The organism is Kribbella sp. NBC_00709, assembly GCF_036226565.1.
Taxonomy (GTDB): domain Bacteria; phylum Actinomycetota; class Actinomycetes; order Propionibacteriales; family Kribbellaceae; genus Kribbella.
In genome coordinates this window covers 2,072,154-2,086,374 of record NZ_CP108996.1, presented here as the reverse complement: position 1 = coordinate 2,086,374, position 14,221 = coordinate 2,072,154, and the positions used below count along the sequence as shown (strand labels likewise).

General features: G+C 68.7%; 14 protein-coding genes. 8 read left to right on the top strand and 6 right to left on the bottom strand.

Annotated elements, in window-relative coordinates:
- Window positions 1–49 precede the first annotated feature (49 nt).
- Genes menE through menD form a run of 3 tightly spaced genes read left to right on the top strand, consistent with a single transcriptional unit; the run spans window position 50 to window position 3,713 of the window.
- Window positions 50–1,153: an o-succinylbenzoate--CoA ligase gene (gene menE / locus OHA18_RS10275; RefSeq protein ID WP_329003715.1), complete on the top strand. Its 1,104-nt coding sequence runs from the start codon at window positions 50–52 to the stop codon at window positions 1,151–1,153.
- Complete coding sequence (locus tag OHA18_RS10270; RefSeq protein ID WP_329003714.1) at window positions 1,150–2,076, top strand: o-succinylbenzoate synthase; 927 nt, start codon at window positions 1,150–1,152, stop codon at window positions 2,074–2,076. Before menE ends, OHA18_RS10270 begins: the two co-directional genes overlap by 4 nt.
- On the top strand, window positions 2,073–3,713 hold the full coding sequence (menD, locus tag OHA18_RS10265) for a 2-succinyl-5-enolpyruvyl-6-hydroxy-3-cyclohexene-1-carboxylic-acid synthase (RefSeq protein WP_329003713.1): 1,641 nt from the start codon (window positions 2,073–2,075) through the stop codon (window positions 3,711–3,713). The genes OHA18_RS10270 and menD overlap by 4 nt, the downstream gene beginning before the upstream one ends.
- Here menD and mptB read toward each other — a convergent pair.
- The 4 genes from mptB to OHA18_RS10245 form a co-directional block, all read right to left on the bottom strand.
- Window positions 3,700–5,124, bottom strand: a complete 1,425-nt coding sequence (gene mptB, locus OHA18_RS10260) for a polyprenol phosphomannose-dependent alpha 1,6 mannosyltransferase MptB (RefSeq protein WP_329003711.1) — start codon at window positions 5,122–5,124, stop codon at window positions 3,700–3,702. The two genes, menD and mptB, sit on opposite strands and share 14 nt — an antisense overlap.
- Window positions 5,125–5,164: 40 nt before the next feature.
- Complete coding sequence (locus OHA18_RS10255) at window positions 5,165–5,929, bottom strand: ABC transporter permease (protein ID WP_329003709.1); 765 nt, start codon at window positions 5,927–5,929, stop codon at window positions 5,165–5,167.
- Complete coding sequence (locus OHA18_RS10250) at window positions 5,926–6,915, bottom strand: ATP-binding cassette domain-containing protein (protein WP_329003708.1); 990 nt, start codon at window positions 6,913–6,915, stop codon at window positions 5,926–5,928. The genes OHA18_RS10255 and OHA18_RS10250 overlap by 4 nt, the downstream gene beginning before the upstream one ends.
- Before the next feature lie 64 nt (window positions 6,916–6,979).
- Window positions 6,980–7,609 (bottom strand): PadR family transcriptional regulator, encoded by a 630-nt coding sequence (locus OHA18_RS10245; protein ID WP_329003707.1) that lies wholly within the window; start codon window positions 7,607–7,609, stop codon window positions 6,980–6,982.
- A 56-nt stretch (window positions 7,610–7,665) separates the two neighbouring features.
- On the opposite strand from OHA18_RS10245, the gene OHA18_RS10240 reads away from it, so the two are divergent.
- Window positions 7,666–8,493 carry a GNAT family N-acetyltransferase gene (locus OHA18_RS10240; RefSeq protein ID WP_329003706.1) on the top strand — a complete coding sequence of 276 codons (828 nt, stop codon included), beginning with the start codon at window positions 7,666–7,668 and terminating at the stop codon, window positions 8,491–8,493.
- Window positions 8,490–9,326, top strand: coding sequence for a GNAT family N-acetyltransferase (locus OHA18_RS10235; protein WP_329003705.1), 837 nt, complete (start codon window positions 8,490–8,492; stop codon window positions 9,324–9,326). The genes OHA18_RS10240 and OHA18_RS10235 overlap by 4 nt, the downstream gene beginning before the upstream one ends.
- 132 nt (window positions 9,327–9,458) lie before the next feature.
- Here OHA18_RS10235 and OHA18_RS10230 read toward each other — a convergent pair whose 3' ends face one another.
- Together OHA18_RS10230 and OHA18_RS10225 are read right to left on the bottom strand one after the other, a co-directional pair.
- Complete coding sequence (locus OHA18_RS10230) at window positions 9,459–10,076, bottom strand: MBL fold metallo-hydrolase (RefSeq protein WP_329003704.1); 618 nt, start codon at window positions 10,074–10,076, stop codon at window positions 9,459–9,461.
- Between the two features lie 117 nt (window positions 10,077–10,193).
- The gene (locus OHA18_RS10225) at window positions 10,194–11,456 is read right to left on the bottom strand and encodes an isochorismate synthase (protein ID WP_329003703.1); all 1,263 of its coding nucleotides are present in this window, start codon (window positions 11,454–11,456) and stop codon (window positions 10,194–10,196) included.
- Window positions 11,457–11,585: 129 nt separating this feature from the next.
- On the opposite strand from OHA18_RS10225, the gene OHA18_RS10220 reads away from it, so the two are divergent.
- The 3 genes from OHA18_RS10220 (at window position 11,586) to OHA18_RS10210 (ending at window position 14,221) form a co-directional block, all read left to right on the top strand.
- Window positions 11,586–12,284, top strand: a complete 699-nt coding sequence (locus OHA18_RS10220) for a demethylmenaquinone methyltransferase (protein ID WP_329003702.1) — start codon at window positions 11,586–11,588, stop codon at window positions 12,282–12,284.
- Between the two features lie 155 nt (window positions 12,285–12,439).
- Window positions 12,440–13,753 carry a geranylgeranyl reductase family protein gene (locus tag OHA18_RS10215; RefSeq protein WP_329003701.1) on the top strand — a complete coding sequence of 438 codons (1,314 nt, stop codon included), beginning with the start codon at window positions 12,440–12,442 and terminating at the stop codon, window positions 13,751–13,753.
- 108 nt (window positions 13,754–13,861) lie between these two features.
- On the top strand, window positions 13,862–14,221 hold the full coding sequence (locus OHA18_RS10210) for an NADH-quinone oxidoreductase subunit A (RefSeq protein WP_131335373.1): 360 nt from the start codon (window positions 13,862–13,864) through the stop codon (window positions 14,219–14,221).

The following is a 14,221-nucleotide window of genomic DNA, read 5'->3' as shown; positions in this document are numbered from 1 at the left end:
GTCAGCCGCGAGTCCGGCAGCCGGAGGTGGGCCGTACGCTCGGGGTGTTATGGCTAGGTTGCGGCTGGTTTCGGGGACGCCGGATGCGGTGTTGGCGGCGCTTGCCGGCGTGCTGGACGGGAGCGGTACGCCGTTCGCGCCGGTGCCGGAGGATGCAGTCGGGGCTGCGCGGGTCGAGCAGGCCACCGTGCCGGGTGAGCCGGTCGAGGACGGGTGTGCGGTCGTGCTGACGACCTCCGGATCCTCGGGCGAGCCGAAAGGGGTGCTGCTGTCGCGGGAGGCGCTGATCGCGTCCGCGGTGGCTACGCACGAGCGCCTCGGTGGGCCGGGGCAGTGGCTGCTGCCGATGAAGACGTACTTCGTGGGCGGTCTGCAGATCCTCACGCGATCGCTGGTCGCGGGCACGACGCCGGTGATGCTCGGGGAGAGCTTCACCGAGAGCGCCAACGCGATGACAGGTGCCCGGCGGTACACCGCGATGGTTCCGACGCAGCTGGCGCGGTATCTGGACACAGACCTCGATGCGCTGCGGTCGTTCGACGCGATCATCATCGGTGGGGCGTCGACCCCGGAGCCGTTGAAGGCAAAGGCCGCAGCGGCCGGTGTCACGGCGATCCCGGCGTACGGGATGACGGAGACCGGCAGCGGGTGCGTGTACGCCGGTGAGCCGCTGGACGGTACGTCGATCGAGCTCGGCGACGACCAGAGGATCCTGATCAAGGGGAGCACGCTGTTCTCCGGGTATCGGTTGCGCCCGGAGTTGACGGCCGAGGTGCTCAAGCACGGGTGGTTCCGGACGCAGGACCGAGGCGAGTTCGTGGACGGGCGGCTGCGGGTCGTCGGCCGGGTCGATGACGTGGTGATCTCGGGTGGGGTGAACGTCACCCTGACCACGGTGCAGGCGCGGCTGCTCGATCATCCCCAGGTGAAGGATGCTGTGGTCCTGGGCGTTCCGGACGCGGAGTGGGGTACACGAGTGGTCGCGTTCGTGGTCGGTGAGGCCGATGGGACCGAGCGGGATGCCTTGCGGGACTGGGTGAGCGCGACGTTGCCGCGGGCGTGGGCGCCGCAGGACGTGATCCGGCTGGAGGCGTTGCCGATGCTTGCTTCGGGCAAGGTTGATCGGCAGGGGTTGCTGGAGGGCGTGCGGTGATCACGTACTCGATCGGGCTGAAGAACAAGTTCCGTGGCATCACCGTGCGCGAGGGCATGCTGTTCGAGGGGCCGGCCGGGTGGGCGGAGTGGAGTCCGTTCCTGGACTACGACGACGCGACCTGTGTGTCCTGGTTGCGCGCGGCGCGCGAGGCGGCGGAGCTCGGCTGGCCCGCGCCGGTGCGCGACCGCGTCCCCGTCAACTGCACCGTGCCGGCAATCGGTCCGGAGAAGGCTGCGGACATCGTCCGCGCAAGCGGCTGCGGTACGGCGAAGGTGAAGGTGGCCGAGCCGGGGCAAACGCTGGCCGACGACGTCGCGCGTGTCGAAGCGGTGCGGGACGCGATCGGTGCCGGACAGGTGCGGATCGACGCCAACGGCGCATGGTCCGTCGAGCAGGCCGTGCGGAGCCTCAAGGAGTTGCAGCGCTTCGACCTCGAGTACGTCGAGCAGCCGGCCAGGACCGTTGAGGAATTGGCCGAGGTGCGGCGCCGCGTCGACGTACCGGTGGCTGCGGACGAGTCGATCCGGCGGGCTGAAGATCCGCTGTTGGTGAAGAAGCTCGACGCCGCGGACATCGCCGTACTTAAGGTGCAGCCCATCGGTGGCGTTCGGGCGTGCCTGGAGATCGCCGAGCAGATCGGGCTCCCGGTGGTGGTGTCGTCGGCGTTGGAGACCTCGGTGGGGATCGCCGCCGGCGTCGCGTTGGCGGCCGCGCTGCCCGAGCTTCCGTACGCCTGTGGTCTGGCGACGGTCTCGATGTTCACCAGCGAACTAGTTGCAAAGCCGCTAGTTGCAGTCGACGGTTTCTTGCCGGTCAAGCGCGTCGTGCCGGACCCGGAGTTGGTGGAAGCGGCGCGAGCCGACGCGGAGCGGACCGCGGTGTGGGAAGAACGTCTGATGCGAGTGAGGAGTGCGGGATGAACCCGTCCACGGCCTTTGCGACTGTGGTGGTCGACGAGCTGATCCGCAACGGCGTGCGGGAAGCGGTGGTCTCGCCGGGCTCCCGGAGTGCGCCGCTGGCTTTGGCCCTGGCAGATGCGGATCGCAACGGGCGGCTCAGGCTCCACGTACGGATCGACGAGCGTACGGCGGGGTTCCTCGCCATCGGCCTCATGCGCGGCAGCGGACTACCGGTGCCGGTCGTCACCACATCCGGTACGGCCGTAGCGAATCTGCACCCCGCCGTACTGGAGGCGTCGCACAGCGGGCTCCCGCTGATCGTGCTGAGCGCGGACCGGCCGCCGGCGCTCCGAGGAAGCGGTGCGAACCAGACGACCGACCAGATCAAGGTGTTCGGCTCTGCGGTCCGGCTGTTCCACGAGATGGGTACGCCGGTGCGTGAGATCGGACAGGTGGCGTACTGGCGGTCGCAGGTCGCTCGAGCTGTTGCCAACGCGACAGGGGCTCGCTCCGCTGACCCAGGACCGGTGCAGCTCAACTGCCCGCTCAGCGAGCCGCTGGTGCCCACTGACGGACCGGAGTGGCCAGAGTCGCTGCAAGGCCGCAGCACTGGTCCCTGGACTGCAGTGCATGCGGCAGCGGGGAAGCCGTCCGCCGTGTCACCAGGACCGAAGACCGTAGTGGTTGCAGGTGATGGGGCGTCGCAAGCGGCGCGGTTGATCGCGGAGGCAGGCAGGTGGCCGCTGTTCGCGGAGCCGTCCAGTCGGGCGCGGACCGGTCCGTCCGTCATCTCGGCGTACCGCTTGTTGCTGCAGGCAAGTTCTTTGGGCACGGAGATCCAGCGGGTGCTGGTGTTCGGGCACCCCACGCTGTCGCGGCCGATCTCGAAGCTGCTGGCCCGCCCGGACGTCGAGCTGATCGTCGTCTCGCCGACCGGGTTGTGGCCGGATCCGGCCCGCCGCGCCAGGTCCGTGGTCACCGGCCTCGAGGTCACCGGCGCCGACACGACCGACTGGCTCGAGCAGTGGCAGCACGCCGATCAGCTGGCGCGCCCGGAGCTCGACAAGGTGCTCGCGGACGGCCTGAGCGGACCACGCGTCGCGGCGCTCGTCGGCGAGGCCGTCGGCGCCGACGGCATGCTCGTGGTCGCGTCCTCGAACCCGATCCGCGACCTCGACCTGGCCCCGGTCGTCCCGATCCGCACGATCGCCAACCGCGGCCTGGCCGGCATCGACGGCACGATCTCGACCGCTGTCGGCGCCGCCCTGGCGAACGCGGGTCCGACGTACGCGCTGATCGGCGATCTCGCGTTCCTGCACGACAGCAACGGGCTCGTCATCGGCCCGGACGAGGCCCGTCCCGACCTGCGGATCGTGGTCGTCAACGACAACGGCGGCGGGATCTTCTCCACGCTCGAACAGGGCGATCCGACGCACGCCTCGCACTTCGAGCGAGTCTTCGGTACGCCGCACAACGTGGACCTGGGCGCACTGTGCGCCGCCACGCAGACGCCGTACACGAGCGTCGAGACGGTCGACGAACTGCGCGCCGCGCTGACGCCGACGGTCGCCGGCGTCGACGTCGTCGAGGTGAAGATCTCGCGCGACGACCATCGCCCACTTGGCGAGGCGATGGTGGCGGCGCTCAAGCAGCTGTAACCGGGACCTTCGCCGGCTCGGGCGCCGGGTGCAGCGTGCGGAGGTGGTTGAGCAGCGTCAACGCCACCGCGACGACCAGTGCGGTCGTGGTCAGGATCGGGATCGTCGCGCCCCGCAGTGACGAGTTCAGCGGGGCAGCGATCGTGAAGATCAGACTGACCGCGGTCATGATCGTCGTCAGCTTCCGACCGGGCCGCGCGACGGCCAGGAACGGCAGACACCACAAGAAGTACCAGTCGTGCGCGCTCGGACCCAACACGACCACCGCCAGCAGCGCGATGCCGACAGCCCGCGCGGCGTAGTGGATCGAGGACCGAAGGCTCAGGACTGCGATCAGCCCCAGCGCAGCGAGCATCCCGATCAGGCGGACGATCTGGAGTGCCTGCGCGGCCGCAGTGTCCTCACCTAGCCAGCCGAGTACGCCGGACGCCGCCATGCCGATCAGATTGGCGATCGAGAACGGCGACCGGACCAATCCGGGGACATCGAGCGCACCGAACCAGCCAGAGCCCACACCGGTCAGCGCTCCGATGGTGACCAGCGTCAGCACCGACACAGCGCCAGCAATGACCAGACTGGCGAACCGGAGCAGCCGCCCGGCCAGTGGGCTCATCACTGCGGCGATGGCGATCACCACGAGTCCGCCTGGCAGTTTCACCGCTGCGGCGGCTCCTGCCACGACAGCCGCCGTACCCCAGCGGCCGGTCAGCGCCAGTGCGAACGCGCTGCAGGCGAGCCCGAGCATTAGTACGTCGTTGTGAGCCGCGCCGATGCCGTGGGTGATCAGCATCGGGTTCAGTACGACCAGCCAGGTCGCGAAGGCCGGGTCGACCCGACATGCGGTCGCCAGGCGCGGTACAGCCCAGGCGATGAGCACGATGCCCAGTACGGCGAGGAGGCGGTGCACCAGCATCAGAAGGTACGGGTCCATGGTGAGGTGGGCGACCAGACCGCCGTACGCAAGCGGCAGGGGACCGTACGGCGCGGGTGTCTGCATCCACATCGGGTCGACTGCCTCGACGATGTGGCCGGACAGTACGCCGGGACCCACGTCGTACGGGTTGTAGCCCTTGGCGACCAGTGCGCCTTGGGCTGCGTAGCTCCAGGCGTCCCGGCTGAACAGTGGCGGGGCCAGCAGCAGCGGTGCGCTCCAGTACGCCGTCATGCGGAGCAGTGGGAACCGTTCGCCGACCATGACCCGGCGGCCCACGGTCAGCCAGGCCCAGGCCATCAGCCCGAGCCCAGCGACCATGAACGTCAGTCCGACCATCCGGCCGAGCAGTGTGTGGCGCAGGTCGCCCGTCAGCGGAAGCGCGGCGACCCAGGACGACGGCGGCACCACCGACGTCACCAGACTCGCCAGAGCGACTACAACAGAGCCGACAAGCCCACGGACCATCGGCGAGCGCATGGCCGGACCGTAACCCCGCCATGCGACCCACTGATGAACATCAAGCGGATTCCTTGCGGAAGGTACGTGCTCCGACAGTGAGTCCGATGACGGTGAGGAGGACCACCCAGAACAGGCCCCACAGCGACGCTGAGCTGCTGATGTCGCCGCGGAAGAGGGCGCGGACGCCGTTCACGACGTGCTTCAACGGGCTGATGTCGGACAACCGCTGCAACCAGGTCGGACCGATCTGCATCGGCAGCAGGATGCCGGAGAGCAGCAGCAACGGCATGGCGATGCCGTTGAGCAGCGGAGCCAGTGCGTCCTCGCTCTTGGTGATCAGTGCGACGGAGTACGACAGCGAGGCGAATGTGGCGCCGAGGAGGGCGACGATCACCAGCGAGAGCAGTACGCCGCCCCACGGAGCGCGCAGGCCGAGCGGGAGCGCGGCGAGCAGCAGGAGGATGGACTGCACCACGAGCACGACGACGTCACGCAGTACCCGGCCTGCCATCAACGCGATCCGGGACGCCGGGGTGACGCGGTCCGCCTCGATCACGCCGGCGCGATACTCCGCGATCAGGCCGAAGCCGACGAACATCGCACCGAACATACCGAGCTGGACGATCAGGCCGGGAATGAACACCTGGTACGCGTTTGTCGCCTGGCCCTGACTGATCTGCGCGGTCAGCGGCTTCAGGAGCGGGCCGAACAGGAACAGGTACATCAGCGGCTGGCTGAGCATCAGGATCGACCACATCGGGTTGCGCAGCGACAGCCGCATCTGCCGGTGGAACACGATCCAGGTTTCGCGAAGGACGGTCATGCGACGGCCTCCTCCTTCTCTTCGGTGACGGGAGCGTCCTCGTCGCGGAGGGAGCGGCCGGTCATGGTCAGGAACACGTCGTCGAGCGTCGGCCGGTGGACCTCGACACCGTGCAACTCGATGCCCTGGGCATCGATCGAGCGGAGCAGGCCGGGCAGCACCGAACCGCCGCGCTGGATCCGGAAACCGACCACGTCGGCGTCGGTCTCGACCTCCACCGCGCCCTCGAGGTCCTGGACGATCTTCATCACCGCCGGCGCCTGGGTGCTGTCGGCGAGGCTCAGCCGGACCGCGTCGCCGGAGACCTGCTGCTTGAGGTTCTCCGGGGTGCCGGCGGCAACGATCTTGCCGTGGTCGATGACCAGGATCCGGTCGCAGAGCGCGTCCGCCTCGTCGAGGTAGTGGGTGGTGAGGAAGATCGTCGCGCCGCGGTCGCGGAGGCCGCGGATGTGCTCCCACAGGTTGGCCCGGGCCTGCGGGTCGAGGCCGGTCGTCGGCTCGTCCAGGAAGATCAGCTTCGGGTCGTGGATCAGGCCCATGACGATGTCCAGTCGCCGGCGCTGGCCGCCGGATAGCGTCTTGCACTGGCGGCGCCAGAGGCCGGGGAGGTCGAGCTCCTCGAACAGCCGCCGGCCCTCCGCGGCCGCCTTCGCCTTCGGTACGCCGTACAGCCGGGCGTGGTCGACGACCTCGTCGCCGGCGACCGCCTCGGGCAGCGTGGATCCGCTCTGCGGCACGTACCCGATGCCGCGGCGTACGCCGACCGGGTCCTTGGCGAGGTCGCAGCCGGCCACGGTCGCGGTCCCGCTGGTCGGCTTGATCAGGGTCGCCAGCATCCGCATCGTCGTGGTCTTACCGGCCCCGTTCGGGCCGAGAAAGCCGACGATCTCCCCGTCGGCCACACTCAGGTCAACTCCCTGGACGGCTTGCACCGGCCCCCGCTTGGTCTTGAAGGTCCGCACCAGCCCACGAGCTTCGATCATCATGCGGACAGTGTGTCTAATCAACATTGACTAGTCAATGTTGATTAGACGGCTTCGACGGGCCTCGTCAGTCGGTCGGAGGTTCGGGGATTTCGCCCCAGTGGGTGATCATGCCGGGGTAGGGGGACCAGTCGGCGGGTTCGCCGGCGAAGGCGTAGGCGCCGGACTTGATGCGGTCGTGGAACTGGCGGGTCCACTCGAGCTCGCCCTTGTCGCGGGCGGTGGTGATGCGGAACATCTCGATCACGTGGTCGGGGGTGCCGGGGTCCTCGCGGACCTGGCGTTCGGAGAACGGCTCGGACTTCAGCCACGACTCCAGCTGGGTGATCCGGGCCTCGAGCGCGACCAGGACCTCGTCGCGGCGCAACGACCACAGGAAGCTGAGGGCGGCCTGCATCTTGTCGGGGTGGAAGCCGTCGACGGTCCACAGCATGCTGCGGAGCAGCGAGAAGTACTCCGTCTCGCCGTCGGTGGTGAGTTTGTACGACGTCCGCCCGGGGCGGCGCGCGCCGTCCTGCTCCAGCTCCTGGAGGTACCCGTGCTTGGCGAGCGTCCGCAGCCCGGTGTAGATCGAGCCGGGATTGATGTTCGCCCACGACTGCACGTTCCACGTCATCAGCTCGCGCCGCAGCTGGTACCCGTACGCCGGCTGGAAGATCCGCACGACGCCGAGCAGCAACAACCGCGTGGTGGACATGTTCGCAGTGTAAATCGGGAGGACCGGCAACCGCGCCCAGGCGTACGCTCCGGGGCATGGATGTCCGGGTGACGAGCGATCCGCAGGCGTTCGAGCAGACCGTGTTCCCTTTCCTGCAACAGGATGCGGTGCTGCACACGCTCATCATGAGCAACGTCCACGAGCGCGCTAACGGTACGGTGCGGGCCGAGTCCGAGCCGTCGTACTACGTCTCCGTGCACGACCCGGACGTGGTCGGCGTCGCGATGCGCACCCCGGGACGGGGCGTGTACCTCGGTGCGCTGCGCGAGGATCTGGCCGAGCCGATCGCCGATGCGTACCTCGACGTACTGCCTGAACTCCCCAGCGTCGCGGGTGACCGCCCGGCGGCGCGCCGGTTCGCGGAGCGTTGGGTGGAGCGGCGCGGTGGGGATCTGACCGAGACGCGGGGCACGCGGCTGCACAAGCTGATCGATTTTACGCCGCTCGACGCGGACGGCGGTGCACCGCGGCTGATGAAGGCCGACGAGGTCGAGTTGGTCGCGGCCTGGGCCAAGGACGGTTTCGCGGAGGAGCTGGCGAGCGGCCACCTCGAGTGGGCCGCGAGGCGGCTGGAGCAGGGCACGATGTGGATGTGGGAGGTCGACGGCGAGGCGGTGAGCATGGTCAGCTACCACCTGCCGATCTTCGGCGTCTGCCGGGTCGGTCCGGTCTACACCCCGCCGGAGCAGCGGCGGCACGGGTACGCCGGTGCGCTCACCAGTCACGTCTCCGCGATGATCCTTGCCGGGGGCAACCAGGCCTGCCTGTACACGGACCTGGCCAATCCGACGTCCAACAAGATCTATCACCAGGCGGGGTATCGCCCGGTGGCCGACTTCGTCGATGTGGAGTTCAGCGCATGATCGCCCGTGCCACCGGTGACCCGGCCGCGTTCCAGGAACTCGTTTTCCCTTTCCTGCAACGCGATCCGGTGCGCAATTCGACGATCCTGACCAACGTCGCCGACCGGGTCAGGGGGATGCTGTACGACCCGGAGCCGCCGGTGTTCGTCTCGGTGCACGACGGCGACGAGGTGGTCGGCGTGGTCCTGAGTACGGCGCTGCGTGGCATCAACCTCGCGGATCTACCCGTGGAGCTCGTGCCGCTGGTGGTCGACGTACTGGCGGACGCCTCGCCCCGGGCGATCGGCGTGTTGGGGCCGGAGGAGTCGGCCCGGGCGTTTGCCGAGCAGTACGCCGTCCGCACGGGGCGGACGTTCCGCGAGACGGAGCGGTCTCGGTTGCACCAGCTCGGTGAGTTCGTCGAGCAGAAGGCGGATGGGTCGCCGCGGATGGCTGCGACGGCGGATCTGGATGTGCTGGCACCGATGTTCGGCAACTATCGGGCGGAGTCCGGGCTTACGGCCGAGGGCGCGGCGGCGGATCGACGCTGGCTGGAGCAGCGGATCGAGCGGGATCGCCTGTGGGTGTGGGAGGACGGCGGGCAGATCGTCAGCCTGGTCGGTCACCAGCAGCCGGTGTTCGGTGCAGCTCGGATCGGCCCGGTGTACACACCACCGGAGTACCGCGGCCGAGGATACGCGAGCGCGCTGACCGCGGAGGTGAGTCGGAAGCTGCGCGCGACGGGTGACGAGGTGTGCCTGTTCACCGATCTCGCCAATCCGACGTCCAACAAGATCTACGCGGCCATCGGATTCCGGCCGGTCCGGGACCTCGTCGGGTACGCCTTCGCTTGACCCGGTCCGGCACGTCGTCCTGCTGGAGGAGCGGGCGGCCGAGGTCTGTTTGCGGACAGACCTCGGCAATCCGCACTCAGATCGCGTCTACCAGCGGCTCGGGCTCGAGGCCGTGGTGGATCTGCGCAGGTTTCAGCTGAGCTCGGTGGATTCGCCCGGGGCGAGGCCGAGGTAAGGGCGGTCGTCGGCGTTCAGGAAGCGGGAGAACATGCTCTGGCCGATCGGGCTCAGCAGTGCGTCGTGGATGCCGATGGTCTGCTGGGACTTGATCGACCGGGCGTACTCGACGGCCGGCGGGAGCGCGAACCACGGGCCCGAGATCGGGACCAGGTTGGTGTGTACGGCGCGGTCGGGCTGGGTGAACGAGTCGCCCGGGTGGTACACGGCGTCGTCGACCAGGAAGCCGATGTTCTCGCACGGCACGCCCCATTCGGGCAGGATCACCGCGTGGTCCTTGCCGTAGGCACTCACCGAGAAGCCCGCGGCGTCGAACGACTGCCCACCCTCGACCACGTGCACCCGCTCGCCCAGCGCGGTCAGCTGCGCGGCCACGCCGGCGTTCGTGTACACCGGCACGTCGAGCGCCGCGACCCGGTCGACGTCGAGGTGATCCTGGTGCTCGTGCGTGACCAGGATCGCGTCGGCTCGCTCGAACGCCGCATCCTCACTGAACGATCCGGGATCGATCAGCAGAACCTTCCCGTCCTTCTCCAACCGAACACAAGCATGCGCAAACTTCGTCAGCTTCACTTGTCAGTCTCCCAAGACGTCTTCACAGGAACCACTCCGGCATTCACCGCAGCCAGCTTAGTTCGGCATCCCATCCACGCCGGCCGAGCACTCACCTGTGGAGCACACGGGCGGGACTCAGTCGCCCAGGGCGTCTCGCATCGGGACGAGTTTGGCGTTCGTTTCGGCTAGTTCGGCGTCCGGGTTGGAGCCGGCGACTATGCCGGCGCCGGCGAACAGGCGCATGCGGCGGGGGTTGTCCGGGTCGGCCTGGCCGCAGCGCAGGGCGATGCACCATTCGCCGTCGCCCGAGGCGTCCATCCAGCCGACGGGTCCGCTGAACCGGCCGCGGTGCATGCCTTCGATCTCGCCGATCAGGTCGCGCGCCACCGGTGTCGGCGTACCGCAGATCGCGGCGGACGGGTGCAGGGAGGCGGCCAGTCCGAGCGCGGAGGCGCCGTTGTTGGCGACGCCGGCAACGTCGGTGGCCAGGTGCATCACGTTCGGCAGGTGCAGCACGAACGGGGTCTCCGGCACGTTCATCGACTTGCAGTGCGGTTCGAGTGCATCGGCCACCGACCGGACGGCGTACTCGTGCTCCTCGAGGTCCTTCGAGGATCTCGCCAGCGACGCGGCCAGTGCGAGGTCGTGCGCGTCGTCCCCGGTACGGCGGATCGTCCCGGCCAGCACCCTCGACGTGATCAGGCCCTTCTCCCGGCGTACCAGCAGCTCCGGGGTGGCGCCGATCAGACCGTCGACGGAGAACGTCCAGCAGTTCGGGTACGCCGTCGCGAGCCGGTGCAGCGGCCAGCGCAGATCGATCGGCTGCTCGGCGATCGCGATCAGGTCGCGGGCCAGCACCACCTTGTCGAGCTCGCCGGCGGTGATCCGCCGGACCGCTTCGGCGACGATGCTCGACCAGGCCGTCCCGGTCCGCGCGCCGTCCGCGAACGTCACGTCGTACACCGGGGAGGGCTCGTGCCTGACCAGCTCGGGAGGTGCGGCCAGTGAGCTGGCCGGCGACACCGTGGTCACCCACGTGGTCCCGGCGCGGCGCCCGACGATGACCTCCGGGATCACCAGTGCGCTCGGGTCCTGGTCGGTGAAGCCGAACGATCCGAAGCAGACCAGTCCCGAGCCTGGTACGCCGACGTCGTCGCGGACCACCGCCGCGGCGGTGACCTCCTGCCACCAGCTCATCGCGTCCTGGAAGCGATTGCCACCGGCAACGTCAAGGCGTGCCGCGACCCCCCAGCCGACCTGGCCGTCGCCGCGCCGGACCCAGGCGAGTCCCCCTTCGGCGGGCAGATGGTCCAACAGTTGCGCGGACACATCGTCGACCACCTGGCTGCGGATCACCAGGCGCGGAGCCTGGTCGCGAACCGGCTCAGACAAACTCACGGGACCACTCCTCGCACGTGCTGCGGCCCCGGGTTACGGCGGCCGGACGGCTCCCAAGAGATGTACTCACGAGATGCAAGCGTATGCCTGCCGGTAAGGTCATCGCCTCACCCGTGATGAACTAGACAGGTGACGCGCGCAGACCTGAGCAAAGAACCGCATGCTGTGGCGGCCATGTTCGACAACGTGGCCGAGGGGTACGACCGGACCAACGCGGTCGCGACGATGGGTCTGGAGAAGCTGTACTGGCGGCCGGCGACGCTGGCCGAGATCGCGCCGCGGAAGGGGATGAAGATCCTCGACCTGGCGGCCGGGACCGGTGCGTCGAGCATCAAGCTGCGCGACGCCGGCGCCGAAGTGGTGTCCTGCGACTTCTCGGTCGGCATGCTCCGGGTCGGCAAGCGCCGCCATCCCGAGCTGGACCTGATCGCGGGCGACGCGCTCCGGCTCCCGTTCGCCGACGGCACGTTCGACGTGGTGACGATCTCGTGGGCGCTGCGGAACGTGAACGACGTCACGGTCGCGCTGAAGGAGATGCTCCGGGTGACCCGTCCCGGCGGGCGGCTCGTCGTACTCGAGCAGTCGCACCCGACCTGGAAGCCGTTCCGGGTGGTGTACCTGGAGTACATGATGCGGGCGGTGCCGGTGGTCGCGAAGGCGGTGTCGAGCAACCCCGACGCGTACGAGTACCTGGCCGAGTCCACCCGCGCCTGGCCGGCCCAGGAGCCGCTGGCGCGCACGATCGAATCGTCCGGCTGGACCCGCGTCCAGTGGCGCAACCTGACCGGCGGCCTGGTCGCCATCCACCGCGCCGTCAAGCCCAGTTAATTACGCAACGGAAATTATGCGTAATTGGCTTGCCTGCAAGGGGGTTGGGGTGAGTTTCGTGTCCGAGTCAGGCAGTCCTAGACTGTCGAGTGAAGAGGGCTCGTGAAGTCGTTCACGAGCGCACACGCCCCCAAGAACATCCAGGCCGGGAAGAGATGAGCCAGAGCGTGCCGAGCGGGCAGCAGGCGGAGACCGCCGATGTGATCGTCGTCGGTGCCGGACCCGCCGGATCAGCAGCGGCGTACCACCTGGCGAACGCCGGACTCGACGTGCTGCTGCTGGAGAAGACCGCGTTCCCGCGCGAGAAGGTCTGCGGCGACGGGCTCACCCCGCGCGGCACCAAGCAGCTGATCAACATGGGCATCGACATCTCCGAAGAGGCCGGCTGGATCCGCAACTACGGTCTGCGGATCCAGGGCGCCGGGCACCAGCTGCAGCTGGACTGGCCGGATCTGGCCAGCCACCCGAACTACGGCCTGACCCGGAACCGGATGGACTTCGACGACATGCTCGCCCGGCAGGCCGTGAAGGCCGGGGCGCGGCTGCGCGAGCGGACCAACGTCGGGGCCCCGATCCTGGACGACAAGGGCTTCATCGTCGGCGTCACCGCGAAGCCGGTCGACGACAACGGCCGCCGGGCCGGCGCCGATGTCGAGTTCCGGGCGCCACTGGTGATGGCGGCCGACGGCAACTCGTCCCGGCTGAGCATCGCGATGGGGCTGCACAAGCGCGACGACCGCCCGATGGGGGTCGCCGTCCGGACGTACTTCACCAGTCCGCGGACCAACGACGACTACCTGGAGTCGTGGCTCGAGCTGTGGGCCGACGACCCGAAGGAGCCCGGCGGCCGGGTGCTGCTGCCCGGGTACGGCTGGATCTTCGGGATGGGCGACGGCACGGTCAACGTCGGCCTCGGCATCCTGAACACCTCCGACGCGTTCGGCAAGGTCGACTACGCCGACCTGCTGAAGCAGTGGCTGAAGGTCACGCCGGACGAGTGGCAGTTCCGCGACGAGTTCCAGACCATCCCGATCCGCGGCGCGGCCCTGCCGATGGGCTTCAACCGGCAGCCGCACTACACCCGCGGCCTGATGCTGCTCGGCGACGCCGGCGGCATGGTCAACCCGTTCAACGGCGAGGGCATCCCGTACGCGATGGAGTCCGGGGCGTTCGCCGCCGAGGTCGCCGCCCAGGCGCTGCGCCGGCAGCCGAACCAGCGGGAGCGCGCGCTGACGGCGTACCCGAAGGCGCTGAAGCAGGAGTACGGCGGCTACTACACGCTCGGCCGGATCTTCGTGAAGCTGATCGGAAATCCGGAGGTGATGCGGCTCTGCACCAAGTACGGTCTGCCGCGCACCACGCTGATGAAGTTCACCTTGAAGTTGCTCGCGAACCTCACCGACCCGCGGGACGGGGACGTGATGGACAAGATCATCAACGGACTCACGAAGCTCGCACCGGCGGCCTGACCGGCGGGGCGAGTGAGCCGAGCCACAGCGGTACTGATAACACAGTCCTGGTAACTGGGCTGACCCCGATAGACAGAACCAACCGGCTGAAGGAGGGAGCACCCAGCGATGCACCCCTACACACCGATTCTCGCTCTTGGTGTGCTCGCGGCGCTCTTCGTCGCAGGCAGTATCACCGTGAGCGCGCTGGTCGGCCCGAAGCGCTACAACCGGGCCCGGCTCGACTCCTACGAGTGCGGCATCGAGCCGACCCCGCAGCCGGTCGGCGGTGGGCGCTTCCCGGTGAAGTACTACATCACCGCGATGCTGTTCATCGTGTTCGACATCGAGATCATCTTCCTCTACCCGTGGGCGGTCGCCTTCGACCAGATGGCGCTGTTCGGGTTGATCGAGATGGTCATCTTCATCGTCACCGTCTTCGTCGCGTACGCCTACGTGTGGCGCCGCGGCGGACTGGAGTGGGACTGA

Excerpts from the sequence above, each read along its gene's own strand:
- menE (WP_329003715.1), top strand. The coding sequence starts at position 50 with ATGGCTAGGTTGCGGCTGGTTTCGGGGACGCCGGATGCGGTGTTGGCG.
- menD (WP_329003713.1), top strand. The coding sequence starts at position 2,073 with ATGAACCCGTCCACGGCCTTTGCGACTGTGGTGGTCGACGAGCTGATC.
- mptB (WP_329003711.1), bottom strand. The coding sequence starts at position 5,124 with ATGCGCTCGCCGATGGTCCGTGGGCTTGTCGGCTCTGTTGTAGTCGCT.
- OHA18_RS10255 (WP_329003709.1), bottom strand. The coding sequence starts at position 5,929 with ATGACCGTCCTTCGCGAAACCTGGATCGTGTTCCACCGGCAGATGCGG.
- OHA18_RS10250 (WP_329003708.1), bottom strand. The coding sequence starts at position 6,915 with ATGATGATCGAAGCTCGTGGGCTGGTGCGGACCTTCAAGACCAAGCGG.
- OHA18_RS10245 (WP_329003707.1), bottom strand. The coding sequence starts at position 7,609 with ATGTCCACCACGCGGTTGTTGCTGCTCGGCGTCGTGCGGATCTTCCAG.
- OHA18_RS10240 (WP_329003706.1), top strand. The coding sequence starts at position 7,666 with ATGGATGTCCGGGTGACGAGCGATCCGCAGGCGTTCGAGCAGACCGTG.
- OHA18_RS10235 (WP_329003705.1), top strand. The coding sequence starts at position 8,490 with ATGATCGCCCGTGCCACCGGTGACCCGGCCGCGTTCCAGGAACTCGTT.
- OHA18_RS10215 (WP_329003701.1), top strand. The coding sequence starts at position 12,440 with ATGAGCCAGAGCGTGCCGAGCGGGCAGCAGGCGGAGACCGCCGATGTG.
- OHA18_RS10210 (WP_131335373.1), top strand. The coding sequence starts at position 13,862 with ATGCACCCCTACACACCGATTCTCGCTCTTGGTGTGCTCGCGGCGCTC.